This is a genomic window from Bacillus sp. 03113 (assembly GCF_006546985.1).
In the GTDB taxonomy this organism is placed as follows: domain Bacteria; phylum Bacillota; class Bacilli; order Bacillales; family Cytobacillaceae; genus VATK01.
Genome location: NZ_VATK01000009.1, coordinates 85768 through 102149, shown reverse-complemented (window position 1 = coordinate 102149; position 16382 = coordinate 85768). Strand labels below are relative to the sequence as shown.

The following is a 16382-nucleotide window of genomic DNA, read 5'->3' as shown; positions in this document are numbered from 1 at the left end:
TGGAGGATGTATAGTTAAAGGTTAAGCAAGAATAAAATAGGCGAAAACAAAAAGCCGATTTTTCCTTATCATCCGGAAAATCGGCTTTTCATATGATGAGTGACATGCCTGGTGCGTCTTGTTCTCTTTCTGCAAATCCTAATTTTTTATAGAAATGCTGTTTACCTTTTGCTGAAAACAGCTGAATGGATTGAATGCCACTTTCTCTGCATTTGGATACAAGTTCTTCAATAATCTGTTTCCCTAAACCTTTTTTCTGATAGCTAGGATCGACCATTACATCACAAATTAAAGCTTGGTACACACCATCGGAAATCATGCGACCAAATGCAATAAGTTGATCCCCATCAAAAATTGAAATATGGTACCAACTATTATTAGCTGCTTGAAAGAGCTGTTCTTTTGAATAGCTTCCCTTTTTATTTTTAATGAGTCCGCTTGCTTCATGTAGGCTAGTAAACTGCTCGAATGTAGGAAGCTTAACTGTTACTAAGTAATTCATTATTGGTCACCTTCTAAATCAAATGTTCATATTAATATTTATACAACAAAATTAATAAACATTCAAATAGAATTTTATAAAAATTAAATAAAATTTTCAATTTACTGGACTTGATACGTTTAACTAACAAACAGTAGGGGAATAACGCCTCCCCACTGTTTAAAGTTCCACTTTATTAATAGATAAATGGTTACTCTGGTTTATTGTTTGCTTTTGCATCTGGTGTAAAGTTTGGTTGGAAGCCTTCGTATTTAACCATATTCATCATTCCAGCTGATGCATGATGTAAATCATGACAGTGGAACATCCAATCTCCAGGATTATCCGCTTTAAAAGCGACAACATATTCATCCCCTGGCTTTAAATTAATGGTATCTTTCACAATCGGTGAACCCTCAATCGGCTGGCCATTTTTGCTTAATACTTGGAAGAAGTGCCCGTGTAAATGCATCGGGTGATCATCCATTGGCGAGTTATTAACCAATTTTACTTTTACTAAATCCCCTTCTTTTACATTCAGATTATCGGTTTTTGGGAAGGTCTTATCATTGATGGTATAGACCATTTTATTTCCATCCATCGCTGTATTAAGATCCATTGTGTACTCTACGTCATACCTCTGTTCTAATGTAAATTCTCCATTTTTCGTACCGCCATAATTCGTGTAACTAAATAAAGGAAGGTTTTCACTTTGATTAGACTGATCTTTAGAATTAGCATTTCCTTCATATTGAATCATTGCTTTCATACCGTCTGTACCTTTCATATCTCCATGGCACTCAAGATACCATTGCCCAGGATTATTTGCAGTAAACTCAATATCATAACGTTCGCCTGGAGCAATTGAAAGTAACTGATCTTTTATTTCCTTAGGTTCATTCAATTCCTGTCCGTCTATCGCTACTACTTTAAAGCTATGACCGTGCAGGTGTATCTTGTGAGATAAAAAACCTATATTCGCTAAGCGAATTCGAACAGTTTCTCCTTCTTTTACTGTTAAAGGCTTAATAGCATCTCCGCTTTTACCATTTATCGTGAAAATATCATAATTGTCCATACTGTGTCCCATGTTCATACCGCTATTATCACTATTTTTATCTGAACTTTCATTTTTATTCTCATCCATGTTGCCATGATCCATTCCGCTCATGCTGCTATGATCCATCCCATTCATGGACGAATCAGACTCTACAGGGTTGCTCATCCACTCATCTAACATAAGAGTATAATCACGATCATATGTAATTTCTTTTGGTTCAACTACAAAAGAACCATAGAGTCCCTTGTCGATTTGGTTTACCCCATCTTGATGAGTATGGTACATATAGGTGCCAGGTTCAGATACAGTAAATTCATATGTGAAATTTTGACCTGGCTGTACAGCATTTTGTGTAACACCTGGTATTCCATCCATTTCATTTGGAACAGGTATCCCATGCCAATGAATTGAAACAGGATCAGGGAGTTCATTTTTTAAATGAATTTTAACCTTTTCTCCTTCTTTTACGCGGATTTGTGATCCAGGGACAGAGCCATTAAATGTCCAAGCATCTACAGTAACTTTATCGTTTAATTGGTGAGCCGCTTCTTTTGCTACAAGGGTAAATTCATTCCCTGTCAACGTTTCGGTGCTCGTCGTTTGTAATCCGTCGACTTTGGTTACTTCCTTCTTCTCTTCTGTTTTGTTGTGTTTCATATTTTCATGATCCATCTCTTTCATATCTCCATTCTGATTTGAAGAGCATGCAGCCAATATGAGAATCAATAATAGCAATAATGCAGTTACCTTAAGCTTCATTAAAAAACCTCCCAGATATTTTTTCTGCTTTAATCTTAATTGATAATTTTGCAGAAATTATGAAGATTTGTAGAAAATGTGAACATCAACGTTAAAAATCGCTTTTCTTTGATAGAAGGTAGGAAATCTCAAAAAATATTAAATTATGATGACAAAAAAGAAAAGTTGAAATAAAACTGTATTATTTTTTTCGTACTTTTTCGACAAAATCCCATGCTATAATTTTTTTAACACCGGGCTGATTATAAAATTTGTTGAAATTTGGCATATAAAATGATCATATTGATAGATTGTAAAGAAGAAAAGTAAATTCAAAAAAAACATAAATTATTGCTCGTGTAGTACATAATAGAAAGGAAATATGAAATGAAGAAGTCGTTGTTAACGCTCTCTTTTACTGCAGTGGTTGGAATAGGGAGCTTTTTTACAGGTATAAATAATCACACAGTTTCAGCAGCAAATTTGCAGGATTTGCAAAGTAAAAAAGACGAGATTCAACAAAATCGTTCAGGAGTAGAGTCTGGAATTAGTCAAGCGGAACAAGAGATTAATAGATTGAAGACTGAACAGGAAAAAGTAAATTCAGAAATTAAACGGCTTGATATGACCATTAGTGATACAAATGAGAAAATCCGCAATAAAAATACTGAAATTACGGAAACGCAAAAAGAAATTGAAAAATTAAATACCGAAATTGCTGTTTTGCAAGAACGTATTCAAAAGCGTGATGAGATGTTAAAAGAACGTGCTCGTGCTTTCCAGGAAACAGGTGGTTCGGTAAATTACCTTGATGTACTATTAGGTTCACAAAGTTTTGGAGACTTTGTTGACCGGGTTGGAGCCGTTGCGACGATTATAGAAGCCGACAAGGATCTGATTCGCCAGCATTTGGAGGATAAGAATCTATTAGAAACAAAGCAGGTAGAAGTTGAAAAGGAATTAACAAATCTTCAACAAATGCTTAGTGATCTAGAAACGATAAAGATGCAGCTAGATTCTCAAAAAGCAGAAAAAGATAAGCTCATGGAAACTTTAAAATCCGAAGTAGCAAATATAGAATCAGAAAAATTAAATCTTGAAGAAGAAAAGGCAGTACTTACAGCTCAAGAAGCGGCTATACAGAAAGCAGTCGATTTAGAACAGAAACGTCAGGCTGAATCAGGCTCAAGTTCAAGTATGAATGAAAGTGTATCGACCCCTGCCGTTTCAAGTGGAGTATGGACAAAGCCTGCAGAGGGACGCTTAACTTCAAAATTAGGCCAGCGCTGGAATAAATTCCATGCAGGGATAGACATTGCCAATAGTGCTGACGTTCCAATCGTAGCAGCGGCTGACGGAGTAGTAATACGTTCGGATTACTCATCTAGCTATGGAAATGTTATCTACATCTCCCATTCTATTAGTGGGCAAACCTTCACAACAGTTTATGCTCACATGGATAGTAGAAAGGTTGGTTCAGGTGACACTGTATCTAAAGGCCAGCAAATTGGAATAATGGGTAATACAGGTCAATCCTTTGGTCAACATTTGCACTTTGAGCTTCACAAAGGTTCATGGAATGCATCAAAGTCCAATGCTATTAATCCATTAGACTATATTCCAATGTAGTAATTGAAATCGGCATTTAAAAAAAGGAAAAGTTTGTTCAAATTTTCTCCATAAAAACTCCATTTTTACTTTATATGATAAAGAAAAATTAAAGGAGTGATTTTAATGGAATGGCTACAATATTTACTATTTTTACTTTGCCCACTGATGATGATTTTTTGTATGAAAGGACATGGAGGCAGCCATAAGCATCAGGATTCCCATATAACGAGGGATTTGAATAGAAAAGTTGTTAATCTCCAAGAGGAAAATAAAAAACTTAAAAATGAAGTAGATAGTCTTTCATCAATCGTAAAAAAAGAATCATGAATTTGAGAGCCGTAACCTGAGGAAGGTCACGGTTTTTTACTACAAAAATTTGAAACTTTCATTTGAACAAAGTATAGAAAGGAGTATACTATGTTCCAATAAATATTTGTAATAAAGGAGTGATCTTATTGCAGAAAATGATAGATTGTTGTTCTGTTTCAAATGAAAAAGAAAAGCTTGTGGTTTGCCCTTCTTGTAAAAATATAGGGAAGCAGATGAAAATAATCACACTTAAAAGTTTACTTCTTCCCAAAGCTTTAGAACTTTTGCAACCAGAAACAAGATATCATTTTTGTGCTTTTTCAGAATGTGACGTTGTGTATTTTAACGAGAAGGAACAGATATTTACTAAAAGTGATTTGAAGGTACCGGTTTATCAAAAAAATGACCAAGATGATACTCCAATTTGTTATTGCTTTGGCTGGACAAGAAAAAATGTTTCTGAAGAAAGTGAAAAAACAGAGAAAAGTACTATCGTACAGAACATCTCGATGCATATAAAAGCACAACGATGTGGATGCGAAATGAACAATCCTCAAGGTTCTTGTTGCCTTGGGAATGTAACTGGATTTATAAAAAGAGTAAAACTATCTAAATGATCACTTCCATCAAAAGTCAAGCACTTAACAGAACGTGCATATCCTTCTATTTCCGTAATTTTTCATAATCTAAGCTTGAATTACTTTATTTTGTTCGAGGGCTTTAATAAAAATTTTGTTTTGTATAGAGGAAGCATCCATTACTAATGGTGTTTTATAAGAAATATCTAACAATCTTCTAAGTTCAATCGGAATGGAAACTCTTCCACATCGAAATATACACTGATTCAAATGTTGATTATGATGTTTATTTTCTATTACAATACTTTCTTGATCTTTGTAAATATAGAGATAGTCGCCTTCAATTAGGCTTAATTGATTTTGCACTTTTTTTGGAATAGAAATTTGTCCATTTTTTAATAATCGTTTAACGTACATATATCTTCAACTCCTTTTTTGTCTTTAAATAAAGCGTACAAAAAAAGTATGAAGAAAATTTGCAGATAATTTAAAAATCAAAACCTTTACATACCATACTAGGGTATGATATAGTATGGATTAAGGAGGTACATAAATATGGTAACCAATTTACAAAATGAAATAGCCTCTACTACTGAAAACTGCTGTACGATTTCAACTGATAGAAAAAGTCATCATTCTGATAAAGTAAAGAAAAACCTGGTAACCCGTTTGAACCGAATTGAAGGTCAAATTAGGGGGATAAAAGGATTAATTGAAAGAGACACATATTGTGATGATATCATTACCCAAATTTCAGCAACTCAGTCCGCTTTAAACAGTGTGGCAAAAATTCTTATAGAAGGACACTTAAAAACCTGTGTAGTGGATAGAATTCAGGAAGGTGACTTAGAAGTTATTGATGAAATTCTTGTTACTGTTCAAAAATTAATGAAAAAATAAAGGAGCTGTTGATTGATGGAAAAAGTAACTCTAAATGTAGAAGGCATGTCTTGTGGACATTGTGTTAAAGCTATTGAAGGAAGTGTAGGCGAGCTAAACGGTGTTTCAAGTGTAAAAGTTCATCTTGAAGAAGGTACTGTCGATGTAGAATATAATACAGATATAGTAACCCTTGATTCCATAAAAGAAACAATTGATGATGAAGGTTATGATGTGAAGTAAGTAAGTCCAAGAGGTGCTAGCATTAGCACTCTCTATTTTTCAAAAAAATATACCCTATACAGGTATAAGGAGTTTTGTATATGAGTGAAAAAGTTCTTGAAAGAGAAAAGGTTGCAGAAAGCCAATTTCAAATCACTGGAATGACATGTGCAGCTTGCGCTACCCGTATTGAAAAAGGGATAAAGAAAATGGACGGAGTTAAAGAAGCGAATGTTAATCTTGCCCTTGAAAAAGCGACTGTAAAGTTTGACGAAGGAATATTGAAGTCGACAGATATTCAGAAAAAAGTGAGAGATCTTGGTTATGATGTTGTAACCGATAAGACTGAATTGGTTTTGACTGGAATGACATGTGCAGCTTGTGCAGCAAGAATTGAAAAGGGATTAAATAAAATGGAGGGAGTCAACCAGGCAACAGTGAATCTGGCGCTTGAGAAAGCAACAGTAGAATACAATCCTTCCATTTTATCACCTAAAGAGATGATTCAAAGGGTTGAAAAGCTAGGCTATGGCGCGAGTGTGAAAAGCGAGGATAATGAGGAGGGAGCTGTAGACCAACGACAGAAGGAAATTGAAAGCCAGCAAGGAAAATTTATTTTCTCTCTTATTTTATCGCTCCCACTTTTGTGGGCAATGGCTGGTCATTTTAGCTTTACTTCCTTCATTTATGTACCGGATATGTTTATGAATCCATGGGTGCAATTGGCTTTAGCCACTCCTGTCCAATTTTATATTGGAAAGCAGTTTTATATTGGTGCTTATAAAGCACTTAGAAATATGAGTGCGAATATGGACGTACTTGTTGTACTTGGAACATCAGCTGCTTATTTTTACAGTGTATACATTGCCTTTCAATCATTAGGGACTAATGGACACGTAGTTGGCCTTTATTTTGAAACGAGTTCTGTCCTTATTACATTGATTATTCTTGGCAAGCTGTTTGAGGTGAAGGCAAAAGGGAGATCATCGGAAGCCATCAAGAAGCTAATGGGCTTACAAGCGAAAACGGCAACGGTTTTACGTGATGGAATAGAGCAAAATATTCCACTTGAGGAAGTGGTTACTGGGGATGTTTTATTTGTAAAACCAGGAGAAAAAGTCCCGGTTGATGGTGAAATTCTTGAAGGTCGTTCCGCTCTTGATGAATCTATGATTACCGGAGAGAGTGTACCCGTTGATAAAACAGTTGGAGACACCGTTATTGGAGCTACTATTAACAAAAACGGTTTTATTAAAATCAAAGCAACAAAAGTTGGCAAAGATACAGCCCTAGCACAAATTATAAAAGTGGTCGAAGAAGCACAAGGATCAAAAGCGCCAATTCAACGTTTAGCTGATACGATTTCTGGAATTTTTGTCCCGATTGTCGTCGGCATTGCGGTTGCTACTTTCTTAATTTGGTATCTACTTGTTTCTCCTGGGGATTTTGCGGAAAGCTTAGAAAAATTAATCGCTGTTTTAGTCATTGCTTGCCCATGTGCTTTGGGACTTGCGACACCAACATCGATTATGGCTGGCTCAGGTCGAGCAGCAGAGTTTGGAATCCTTTTTAAAGGCGGAGAGCATCTGGAAATGACACATAGGATTAATACGGTCATTTTAGACAAAACAGGCACGGTTACAAATGGTGCTCCTGTTTTAACGGATGTGATCACAGAATCCAATGAAGCTGAATTTTTATCACTTGTAGGTTCAGCAGAAAAGCAGTCAGAGCATCCTCTAGCTCAAGCAATCGTCGAAGGAATTAAAGAAAAAAATATTAACTTTCAGAATGTATCTGAGTTTGAATCCATACCTGGTTTTGGTATTAAGGCAGCAGTGGATGGAAAAGAGATATTAGTCGGAACACGCCGCCTAATGAAGAAGTATGATGTAAATATTGAACATATTTTATCTTCAATGGATAGTCTTGAAAAACAAGGAAAAACAGCCATGCTTGTAGCGATTGACGGTAGTTATGCTGGTATGATTGCTGTTGCAGATACAATTAAACCAACATCCACTGAAGCGATTAAACGACTAAAAGAGATGGGGCTTGATGTCATCATGATTACAGGTGATAATAAGCAAACCGCTCAAGCTATTGCAGAACAAGCAGGGATAGAACATGTGATTGCAGAAGTATTGCCGGAAGGAAAAGCAGAGGAAGTTAAGAAACTTCAGCAGCAAGGTAAGAAAGTAGCGATGGTAGGAGACGGAATTAATGATGCGCCAGCACTTGCGATTGCAGACATCGGTATGGCGATCGGAACAGGAACCGATGTCGCAATGGAGGCTGCAGATATTACGTTAATTCGCGGCGATTTAAACAGTATTGCTGATGCGATCTTTATGAGTAAGAAAACAATTTTGAACATAAGACAAAATCTATTCTGGGCTTTCGCTTATAACGCACTTGGAATCCCTGTTGCGGCTCTAGGATTTTTGGCACCGTGGCTTGCAGGAGCAGCAATGGCATTCAGCTCTGTATCCGTTGTACTAAATGCACTTCGTCTGCAAAGAGTGAAATTATAGGGGGCGAAATAACGTAATGCTTTGTTATTTCTAATAGTAGAGCCTGCTCCATATATTCTGCACATTTATTGGGTATATTGTTAAACGTAAAGGAGGAGTTATTTGAATGGTGAAAAAACCAGTATTACTATTAATTGCAGCCCTTTTCTTAGTGCTGGGCGCCTGCTCTAACGCTAATGATGAAAAAACAGAAAGTAAAAAAGATACAGAGAAGATGGACGGTATGGATCATAGCAGCATGAACCATTCTAGCTCAGCTGAAATTCCTGAAGGCATGAAGGAGTCAGAAAATCCAACCTATAAAGTGGGTAGTAAAGTGACGATAAATGCAGATCACATGGAAGGGATGGAAGATGCTGAAGGAACGGTTGTTGGCGCCTATGACACGACGATTTATGCCGTTTCGTATACCCCAACAACTGGTGGGGAAAGAGTGGAAAACCATAAATGGGTGATTCATGAAGATATTAAAGATGCAGGCGATAAACCATTCGAACCTGGTGCGGAAGTTGTTCTAGAGGCAGATCATATGAAAGGCATGAAGGGAGCAACAGCTGAAATTGATTCAGCCGAAACGAGCACAGTATATATGGTTGATTACACCCCGACAACCGGCGGAGAAGTAGTTAAAAATCATAAATGGGTAACTGAAGATGAATTAACACCAGCTGAATAATGAATGGACAAAATAAACGATCAAGGAGCTTATTCTAAATGGATAAGCTCTTTTTATTTGGTCGCAACTTTATTGGAGAGTGATTATTGTCATAACAAAGCCATGAATATTCCAAAAAATAACCACAAATTCTGCAAAGTATTTTATTAGAATGATATTATTCGTATTTGCTAAAAAAGCATATACAAATCTTACCTTGCTGGTGGTGAATATATTGAAACTTAAACTGATGCTAATCATATCTTTGTTATTACTCCCTAGTTCTATTGTTTCAGCGGATGAAGGACATTCAAACAAAACGGATGTTTCAAAAGATATGGAAATGTTTATGAATGGGGAACATAACGATGGGAACTCGCATGAAGGTCATTCGATGAATTCGGGAGGACAAGAACATTCAACAAATGAATCAGGTTCTGGTGAAGAAGTTGGGCATAGCCACTCAAAGCAGAACATCAAAGAAACGCCGCCTAATTACAAAGCATTAAGCGTATTTGGAGCTATAAACCTATTATTTTTAGTTATAGGATTTTGGAATAAGAAACTAAGAAAGAAGGTAAAGCTAGATGTCAATACTGGACAAAAAGCTTAAACAAGCTAAACAGCCGACTAATATTTTGAATATTCCGTTAATAGGTGTGTTTATTAAGAGTAGATGGTATCCCGGTATTTTTCAATGGATAGCTTTTGTTATTTTTTCAGTCATTGTTTTTCAACTAGTAGCAGGTACAGTCAGTCCACAAACTAATTTTGGCACTTCGATGACATGGGTGTTGTGGTGGCCTATTATTCCCGTTCTTTTTATTGTGGCTGGGAGATTTTGGTGTGCTGTTTGTCCGTTTGGAAAACTAAGCGATCTCGTTAGAAAATTTGCTGGAAGTGAAAAGCGAATGCCAAAGTTTCTAAAAACATATGGTATTTGGTTCATTGATTTGTTTTTTATCATGATTACGTGGAGCGATCATGTGTGGGGAATTGTGGAATCACCAAGAGGATCAGGCTATTTGCTGCTTGTACTTGTGACGATGGTCGTCACGACATCTGTTTTATATGAACGGCGTACGTTTTGTAAAACGCTTTGCTTTCTAGGAGGATTAGCGGGAAACTATTCACGCTCTGGAATGCTGGAATTAAGAGGGACGCCGGAAATATGCCGTACATGTAAATCACAGTCCTGTTTTAAAGGAAACGAAAAAGTGGAGGGCTGTCCGATGTTCCAATATGTCAGAACGATGGATTCAAGTGCAGAATGTAATTTGTGCGCGAACTGTATTAAATCTTGTCCAAATAACTCAATTAGAATCTCTCCTCGAGTACCAACCAAGGAACTATGGAGTATTAAAAAACCGAAACTAGAACATGCATCTCTTGCGGCGGTCATTATGGGAATTGTATTTGTACAAAACATTACGATGTTAGAGATTTGGGGAGATATTCTTAGAGTGATTGGTTTATGGACACGTACAACAAATTATACTGTAAACTTCACCGTTGCATTTGTTATTTCAATGATGCTCCCTATTCTATTATTATTAGGAACTGCAAAACTAGCTATTGTGATAAAAGGAAATGAAGAAAAGATAAAAGAAAACTTCGTGCGGTTTGGTTATGCAATTATCCCTTTAGATTTAGCTGGACATTTAGCACATAATCTTTTTCATATTTTAACAGAGGGAAAAGCGATTTGGTTTAACTCAGCAGCATTATTTGGAGCTAGCTTTCGTGGTGATTTGAGCTTGGCGTCTGTTTCAACTGTTCAGTGGATTCAATATGCTATCATCATATTGGGGTTTGTTGGTTCCATTTATACGGTTTATCGCATCGGCAAAAAGGGTTCATTTAAACAATTAGCTCCATACTATACTTTTATCCTGCTCTTAACCGTAGTAAATCTCTACTTATTTTCATTGCCAATGGTTCATCGAGTGTAAAAAAGAAGGAGGAATAAAATGAAATTAAAGCTTTTAGCTGGAATGGCAGCTTTAGGATTGCTCCTTTCCGCATGTAGTTCTGATGGTGAAAAAGAGGGTTCTAAAACACTTGATCAAGGATATAAAGTTGAACATGTTCATGGTGTGGCTTATTCAAAAGACGACTCGATCTATGTGGCTTCCCACGATGGAATGATTGTAACAAAAGATCAGGGGAAAAAATGGTCATTTGTTGGGAAAGATGATTTTGATTTAATGGGTTTTCATATGCAATCGGATGGAACGATGCTGACAAGCGGACATCCAGGACAAACTTCTGATCTGCCTAATCCTCTTGGATTACTAGAAAGTAATGATAACGGTAAGAACTGGAAAGAAAAAGCGCTAGTAGGAAAAGTAGATTTTCACATTATAACCTCAAATGAGTCGAATCCAAATCTTGTGTATGGTGTCATTCAAATGGAAAGTGGAGATTATAAAGCCGGAATCTATAAGAGTACTGACAAGGGAGAATACTGGGAGAAGTTAGAAGGAAATGGTTTAATGAATGACTTACACGGTATTTATTCACTTCTTTCCCTACCAAACAATGAAAACGAGTTGTTTGCAGGTACGAATGCAGGTGTTTATCGTTCAGAGGATGGCGGAGCAACATGGAAAAACGTAGACGAAAAACGTTTGATTACTGCATTTAGTGTGATTCCGGGTACTTCTGATTTGATCAGCTATTCTGTAACTGAAGGTGAAGCTGGGATGATGATCAGTAAAAATAATGGCAACACTTGGGAAAAAATAGGACTTGATCTTAAAAAGGATGCTGTTGCCTATTTTGCTATCCAGCCAAATCAAACAGAAAAGATCGTTGCAGTAACATTTGATAATAACCTCTTGATAAGTGATGATGGCGGACAAAACTGGGAAACATTAATGGAAAAAGGAAAATTGAGTAAAGAGTAAATTTAGAGCATTGGAAAGTTTGTTCCAATGCTCTTCTTAATTTTTTGCTGAAAATGAACATGAAAGATTCAAGTGGTGGGAGAAATTAAGGTTCACGGATAATTCATATTTTTTCTACTGTATCTGCACAAATCTTTGAGATTATATATTGTAAATGATAAGTAAGAAAATCTATATGCTTGTTTGTGTAATTGAAGCAATTCTTTTAATCGGATGGTTTTTTAAAATCATATTTTTCAAACAAAAGTTAATTTGACGGTGGTTAACGAAAAAAGTTTTAAGATTCTTAAATCGATCTTACTTTCTTAGACAACAAGGAGGACAATACTGATGATAAATTATGACGTTGTAGTCGTTGGAGCAGGGGGTGCCGGTATGATGGCTGCCCTCGCAGTAAGTGAAGATCAAACGCTAAAAGTAGCTGTGATCAGCAAAATATTCCCAACTCGTTCTCATACAGGTGCAGCACAAGGTGGTATAAATGCAGCTATGGCATATAAAGATGAATATGATTCTACCGAAAAGCACTTTATAGACACTGTTAAGGGAAGTGATTTTCTAGCAGACCAAGATGCAGTAGAATTTTTCACTTCAAAAATGCCATCAATTATTTCGGAATTGGACTACTTTGGTGTTCCATTTTCACGAGATAAAAATGGACGTATCGCCCAAAGGCCTTTTGGAGGAGCTTCAAGTGCTAGAACATGCTATTCTGCTGACAAAACGGGTCATGTTATTCTACATACTCTTTACGAGCAATGCTTAAAAAATAATGTCATATTTTTGGACGATTGGTTTTTATTATCTTTAGCTGTTGAAGATAAAAAGCTGGATGGATTAGTCGCTTTAGATGTTCGAAATGGAGAAATTCACCCTATCCAAACGAAGGCTGCCGTTATTGCTACTGGCGGATTTGGCCGAATGTATTGGAACCGTACAACGAATGCCATCAATATGACAGGGGATGGAACAGCAATATGTTTTAATGCAGGAATTCCATTAAAGGATCCAGAGTTTGTACAATTTCATCCAACGGGATTAGCCTCTACCGGTATCCTTTTGTCAGAAGCCTGCCGAGGTGAGGGTGGGCATTTAATTAATAAAGAAGGAGAACGATTCATGGCTCGCTATGCTCCTGAGAAAATGGAGCTTGGGCCACGTGATTTAGTAACAAGATCAATTGAAACAGAAATTAAAGAAGATCGGGGGTTCGGAGCTGGATTAGAAGCCTATGTTCTAATGGATTTACGTCACTTAGGTGAGAAGAGAATATTAGAACGCCTTCCTCATGTAAGAGAATTAGCGATGGATTTTGAAGGGGTAGATATTATAAAAGAGCCTGTACCCATTCGACCGAGCTGTCATTATATGATGGGGGGTGTTCATGTAAGTGATTATAAAGATTGCAGCACCACAATTAAAGGAATTCATGCAGCAGGAGAAGGGGCATGTGTTTCAATCCATGGGGCAAATAGATTAGGAGGAAACTCTATTGCTGATGTTGTTCTTTTTGGTAAATATGCTGGTTTAGGTGCAAAAAACAGTGCGAAAAAGCTCTTATTTGGAACAGGAAATAAGGTAAAAGGAGAAGCTGAAAACTGGAATCGAATCTTTCAAAAAATGCTTCATAAAAAAAATGGGAACAATTTAATGGATATTCGATATAAAATGGCGGAAACCATGTGGAAACATGTTGGAATTTTCCGTACTGAACAAAACATGAAAGAAGCATTGAAGACTATTAATCAATTAATGGAAGAATATAAAGATACATACATAGGAGATTCCTCCTTAAGATATAATATGGCATTTGTGAATTATGTTGAAATCGGTAATCTTCTTACATTGGCTAAGGCTGTAATCATTGGAGCCATAAATAGAAGAGAATGCAGAGGATCTCATTTTAGAAATGACTATCCCAAAAGAGATGATCATCATTTCCTTAAGCACACTATGATTTATAAAAAAGGTGATAATTATATAGTTGACTATTTACCAGTTGTCATAACCAAGTATCAACCAGAGGAGCGGAAATACTAATGGAAAAAATCACATGCCATATTAGGCGATTTGACGGTGAAAAGGTTTGGTTCCAAGAGTATGAATTACCATATGAAAAAGGGAAAACTCTTTTATGGGCATTGACAAAAATTAAAGAAGAGTTAGATCCCACCTTTAACTTTACCTCCGCGTGCGGTCATGCTATTTGTGGGAGTTGTGGGGTTAGGGTAAATAACCATCCCTTTCTTGTTTGCAAGACGTCTTTAGATGAAATTTTAGAAACTTTTCATACTAGTTTGTTGAAATTTGAACCTCTTGGGAATTTTAAAGTCATACGAGATTTGGTGATAGATTGGAAGCCGAAGATAGAGAAAATGCATACGATCAAACCATGGTTATTCCCAAATGAACAGGGTGACAAGACAAGCGGTTTTAATCAAAGTGAAGAAGAGTATAAGCGTATTTCCTTATCTACAGACTGTGTTCTTTGTGGGATATGCGCTTCCGAATGTGAACAACTTACGGTAAACCAAGATGGATACTTAGAACCATTTATTTTAAATAGAGCCTTTCGCTTTGCAGTAGATTCAAGAGATGGAGAAGCTGAAAAACATATTGAACCATTATTGGAGAATGATCTTTGGAAATGTGTCCATTGCATGCATTGTGTATCACATTGCCCTAAAACCATTCCATTAACTGAAGAAGTAGCCTTTCTTAGACAAGCCACAATGAAAATGGGAGAGAGGAATAATAAAGGAGCACGCCATGCATATGCTTTTCACGATGATGTGAAACAAAATGGGCGTTTGAATGAAATGACACTACCAATTAAAACGGAAGGTCTCGTTCGCACCTTATCCAGAATTCCTTTCGCACTACGTTTGGTGAGAAAAGGAAAAATAAATCTCTTACAGTTGCCTAAAAAGATTGAAGGAATTGAAGATGTAAGAAAAATCTATCAATATGTTCAGGAGATGAATGAAGAGTGAAATATGTTTTTTTTCCAGGATGTACATTAGAGTCTGCAGCCGAAGAGCTAATGATTTCAACTAAGAAGGTTGCTGCAGCTTTAGGAATAGAATTAATTGAATTAACGGGTTGGACTTGTTGTGGAGCGAGTCATATTCAAGATATAGATGATTTACTGGCTACTACGATCAATGCACGAAATCTAGCTTTGGCAGAAGAGTTAGAAGCCCCCTTACTAACCGTTTGCAATACTTGCACATTAATGCTGCGAGCAACAAAACAGAAGCTAGATCAAAATGATTATACGAGAAAAAAGGTGAATCAAGGATTAAAAGAAATAAATCTTGAGTACAAAGGAACCAATGAAGTCACACATTTCTTGTGGGCATTAATTCAAGATTATGGTTTAGAGAATTTGAGAAAAAAAGTTATAAAACCGTTAAAGGGGCTAAAAATAGCAAACTTTTATGGTTGTCATGTAATTCGGCCACCACAAATTATGGGATTTGAAAATCATATGAACCCACAATCTATGGAAATGATTGCCGAAGTATTAGGAGCTAAAAGTGTTATGTTTGATCAGCGATTAGCTTGCTGCGGATTTCATGCTGTTTTTCCAGCCGAGAAAGAAGTGTTAAAGATGACCAGTATCAATTGTATTTCGCCAAAACAAGCAGGGGCCGATTGTATAGTAACCCCATGCCCTCTTTGTCAAATGCAATTAGATATGTATCAGCCAGATGCACAAAAACAGTTTAATCAAGATATTACCATGCCCATTTTACATCTCCCGCAATTAATAGGGCTTGCATTAGGTTTAACACCAGAGGAATTAGCAATTAATCGTCACATCATTGATGTCATCCCTGCCCTGAAAGAAACTACTATTGCATAGTAGAAATATTATTAACAAAAAAGAGCTGTTTAAAATGAAAAATAGGTACAGCTATCGAAGAAAAAATATGCATGGTTTTTTGATTGTGAGAAGCTTGTGTATAACCCCTAATAAGGAAAAAAACATTGACTGAAGGGAGGCACAAAAGTTCATGAGTTGCTGTTCAAATAATAAAGGCAAAAATAAAATATCTTGGAAAATATACGGGGTATTTTGGGTAGTGATTGTTGTAGTATCAATTCTTATAGGTGTTTTAGGAAAATAAAACCTATATAGAATTAGAAAAAATGCAATTCCACTTTGTAGCAAAGAAGAGATAAAAAACCACACTAATTATTTAAAGGAGTTAATAGTTTTTCATACAAAAAAGATTGATATAAAAAAACGAAGCCAATCCTTTTTTAGATGCAAAGAAAGAGTTTGCAATTTTTGATAAACCGGTGTCGAGTTCTAACACCAGCCCAAAATTAATGCCACTTATGTTTATCTCGCATTAATGCGTTTCGCTCCACAGCCCGACAACAAAGCATTTAATATA

16 protein-coding genes are annotated in these 16382 nt (G+C 36.3%); 13 read left to right on the top strand and 3 right to left on the bottom strand.

The window, feature by feature from the left end; translation table 11 throughout:
- Nucleotides 1–88: 88 nt before the first annotated feature.
- Both FDO66_RS10355 and FDO66_RS10350 read right to left on the bottom strand, forming a co-directional pair.
- Nucleotides 89–502: a GNAT family N-acetyltransferase gene (locus tag FDO66_RS10355; protein ID WP_141432578.1), complete on the bottom strand. Its 414-nt coding sequence runs from the start codon at nt 500–502 to the stop codon at nt 89–91.
- A 190-nt stretch (nt 503–692) separates the two neighbouring features.
- On the bottom strand, nt 693–2300 hold the full coding sequence (locus FDO66_RS10350) for a multicopper oxidase family protein (protein WP_141432577.1): 1608 nt from the start codon (nt 2298–2300) through the stop codon (nt 693–695).
- Nucleotides 2301–2666: 366 nt separating this feature from the next.
- Here FDO66_RS10350 and FDO66_RS10345 point away from each other — a divergent pair, with 366 nt between their 5' ends.
- The 3 genes from FDO66_RS10345 to FDO66_RS10335 all read left to right on the top strand — a co-directional run bounded on the left by FDO66_RS10345 (nt 2667) and on the right by FDO66_RS10335 (nt 4816).
- The gene (locus FDO66_RS10345; RefSeq protein ID WP_141432576.1) at nt 2667–3908 is read left to right on the top strand and encodes a murein hydrolase activator EnvC family protein; all 1242 of its coding nucleotides are present in this window, start codon (nt 2667–2669) and stop codon (nt 3906–3908) included.
- A gap of 105 nt (nt 3909–4013) precedes the next feature.
- A complete protein-coding gene (locus FDO66_RS10340) occupies nt 4014–4217 on the top strand; it encodes a DUF2933 domain-containing protein (protein ID WP_141432575.1) in 204 nt (67 codons plus the stop codon).
- A 137-nt stretch (nt 4218–4354) separates the two neighbouring features.
- Nucleotides 4355–4816: a putative iron-sulfur cluster-binding metallochaperone gene (locus tag FDO66_RS10335; protein WP_141432661.1), complete on the top strand. Its 462-nt coding sequence runs from the start codon at nt 4355–4357 to the stop codon at nt 4814–4816.
- 69 nt (nt 4817–4885) lie between these two features.
- Here the strand turns inward: FDO66_RS10335 and FDO66_RS10330 are convergent, their stop codons facing one another.
- Complete coding sequence (locus FDO66_RS10330) at nt 4886–5194, bottom strand: AbrB/MazE/SpoVT family DNA-binding domain-containing protein (protein WP_141432574.1); 309 nt, start codon at nt 5192–5194, stop codon at nt 4886–4888.
- Nucleotides 5195–5332: 138 nt separating this feature from the next.
- Here FDO66_RS10330 and FDO66_RS10325 point away from each other — a divergent pair, with 138 nt between their 5' ends.
- From FDO66_RS10325 to FDO66_RS10280, 10 genes are all read left to right on the top strand, one after another.
- Nucleotides 5333–5677, top strand: a complete 345-nt coding sequence (locus FDO66_RS10325; protein ID WP_141432573.1) for a metal-sensitive transcriptional regulator — start codon at nt 5333–5335, stop codon at nt 5675–5677.
- 15 nt (nt 5678–5692) lie between these two features.
- On the top strand, nt 5693–5899 hold the full coding sequence (copZ, locus tag FDO66_RS10320; protein WP_141432572.1) for a copper chaperone CopZ: 207 nt from the start codon (nt 5693–5695) through the stop codon (nt 5897–5899).
- Nucleotides 5900–5979: 80 nt separating this feature from the next.
- Nucleotides 5980–8412 (top strand): heavy metal translocating P-type ATPase, encoded by a 2433-nt coding sequence (locus FDO66_RS10315; RefSeq protein ID WP_141432571.1) that lies wholly within the window; start codon nt 5980–5982, stop codon nt 8410–8412.
- A gap of 106 nt (nt 8413–8518) precedes the next feature.
- Entirely contained in the window at nt 8519–9088 is a 570-nt protein-coding gene (locus tag FDO66_RS10310; RefSeq protein WP_141432570.1) for a YdhK family protein, read from the top strand.
- A 214-nt stretch (nt 9089–9302) separates the two neighbouring features.
- Complete coding sequence (locus tag FDO66_RS10305; RefSeq protein ID WP_141432569.1) at nt 9303–9680, top strand: hypothetical protein; 378 nt, start codon at nt 9303–9305, stop codon at nt 9678–9680.
- Entirely contained in the window at nt 9655–11019 is a 1365-nt protein-coding gene (locus FDO66_RS10300; RefSeq protein ID WP_141432568.1) for a 4Fe-4S binding protein, read from the top strand. The genes FDO66_RS10305 and FDO66_RS10300 overlap by 26 nt, the downstream gene beginning before the upstream one ends.
- An 18-nt stretch (nt 11020–11037) precedes the next feature.
- Nucleotides 11038–11976, top strand: a complete 939-nt coding sequence (locus FDO66_RS10295; RefSeq protein ID WP_141432567.1) for a F510_1955 family glycosylhydrolase — start codon at nt 11038–11040, stop codon at nt 11974–11976.
- A 330-nt stretch (nt 11977–12306) separates the two neighbouring features.
- Complete coding sequence (locus FDO66_RS10290; RefSeq protein ID WP_141432566.1) at nt 12307–14016, top strand: FAD-binding protein; 1710 nt, start codon at nt 12307–12309, stop codon at nt 14014–14016.
- A complete protein-coding gene (locus FDO66_RS10285; RefSeq protein WP_141432565.1) occupies nt 14016–14969 on the top strand; it encodes a succinate dehydrogenase/fumarate reductase iron-sulfur subunit in 954 nt (317 codons plus the stop codon). Before FDO66_RS10290 ends, FDO66_RS10285 begins: the two co-directional genes overlap by 1 nt.
- Nucleotides 14966–15844: a CoB--CoM heterodisulfide reductase iron-sulfur subunit B family protein gene (locus FDO66_RS10280; RefSeq protein WP_141432564.1), complete on the top strand. Its 879-nt coding sequence runs from the start codon at nt 14966–14968 to the stop codon at nt 15842–15844. Before FDO66_RS10285 ends, FDO66_RS10280 begins: the two co-directional genes overlap by 4 nt.
- Nucleotides 15845–16382: the final 538 nt, after the last annotated feature.

What these genes read in the sequence shown, in the direction of transcription:
- FDO66_RS10350 (WP_141432577.1), bottom strand. Translation starts at nt 2,300, where the DNA reads ATGAAGCTTAAGGTAACTGCATTATTGCTATTATTGATTCTCATATTG.
- FDO66_RS10300 (WP_141432568.1), top strand. Translation starts at nt 9,655, where the DNA reads ATGTCAATACTGGACAAAAAGCTTAAACAAGCTAAACAGCCGACTAAT.
- FDO66_RS10355 (WP_141432578.1), bottom strand. Translation starts at nt 502, where the DNA reads ATGAATTACTTAGTAACAGTTAAGCTTCCTACATTCGAGCAGTTTACT.
- FDO66_RS10345 (WP_141432576.1), top strand. Translation starts at nt 2,667, where the DNA reads ATGAAGAAGTCGTTGTTAACGCTCTCTTTTACTGCAGTGGTTGGAATA.
- FDO66_RS10335 (WP_141432661.1), top strand. Translation starts at nt 4,355, where the DNA reads ATGATAGATTGTTGTTCTGTTTCAAATGAAAAAGAAAAGCTTGTGGTT.
- copZ (WP_141432572.1), top strand. Translation starts at nt 5,693, where the DNA reads ATGGAAAAAGTAACTCTAAATGTAGAAGGCATGTCTTGTGGACATTGT.
- FDO66_RS10325 (WP_141432573.1), top strand. Translation starts at nt 5,333, where the DNA reads ATGGTAACCAATTTACAAAATGAAATAGCCTCTACTACTGAAAACTGC.
- FDO66_RS10310 (WP_141432570.1), top strand. Translation starts at nt 8,519, where the DNA reads ATGGTGAAAAAACCAGTATTACTATTAATTGCAGCCCTTTTCTTAGTG.
- FDO66_RS10315 (WP_141432571.1), top strand. Translation starts at nt 5,980, where the DNA reads ATGAGTGAAAAAGTTCTTGAAAGAGAAAAGGTTGCAGAAAGCCAATTT.
- FDO66_RS10285 (WP_141432565.1), top strand. Translation starts at nt 14,016, where the DNA reads ATGGAAAAAATCACATGCCATATTAGGCGATTTGACGGTGAAAAGGTT.
- FDO66_RS10290 (WP_141432566.1), top strand. Translation starts at nt 12,307, where the DNA reads ATGATAAATTATGACGTTGTAGTCGTTGGAGCAGGGGGTGCCGGTATG.
- FDO66_RS10295 (WP_141432567.1), top strand. Translation starts at nt 11,038, where the DNA reads ATGAAATTAAAGCTTTTAGCTGGAATGGCAGCTTTAGGATTGCTCCTT.
- FDO66_RS10330 (WP_141432574.1), bottom strand. Translation starts at nt 5,194, where the DNA reads ATGTACGTTAAACGATTATTAAAAAATGGACAAATTTCTATTCCAAAA.
- FDO66_RS10340 (WP_141432575.1), top strand. Translation starts at nt 4,014, where the DNA reads ATGGAATGGCTACAATATTTACTATTTTTACTTTGCCCACTGATGATG.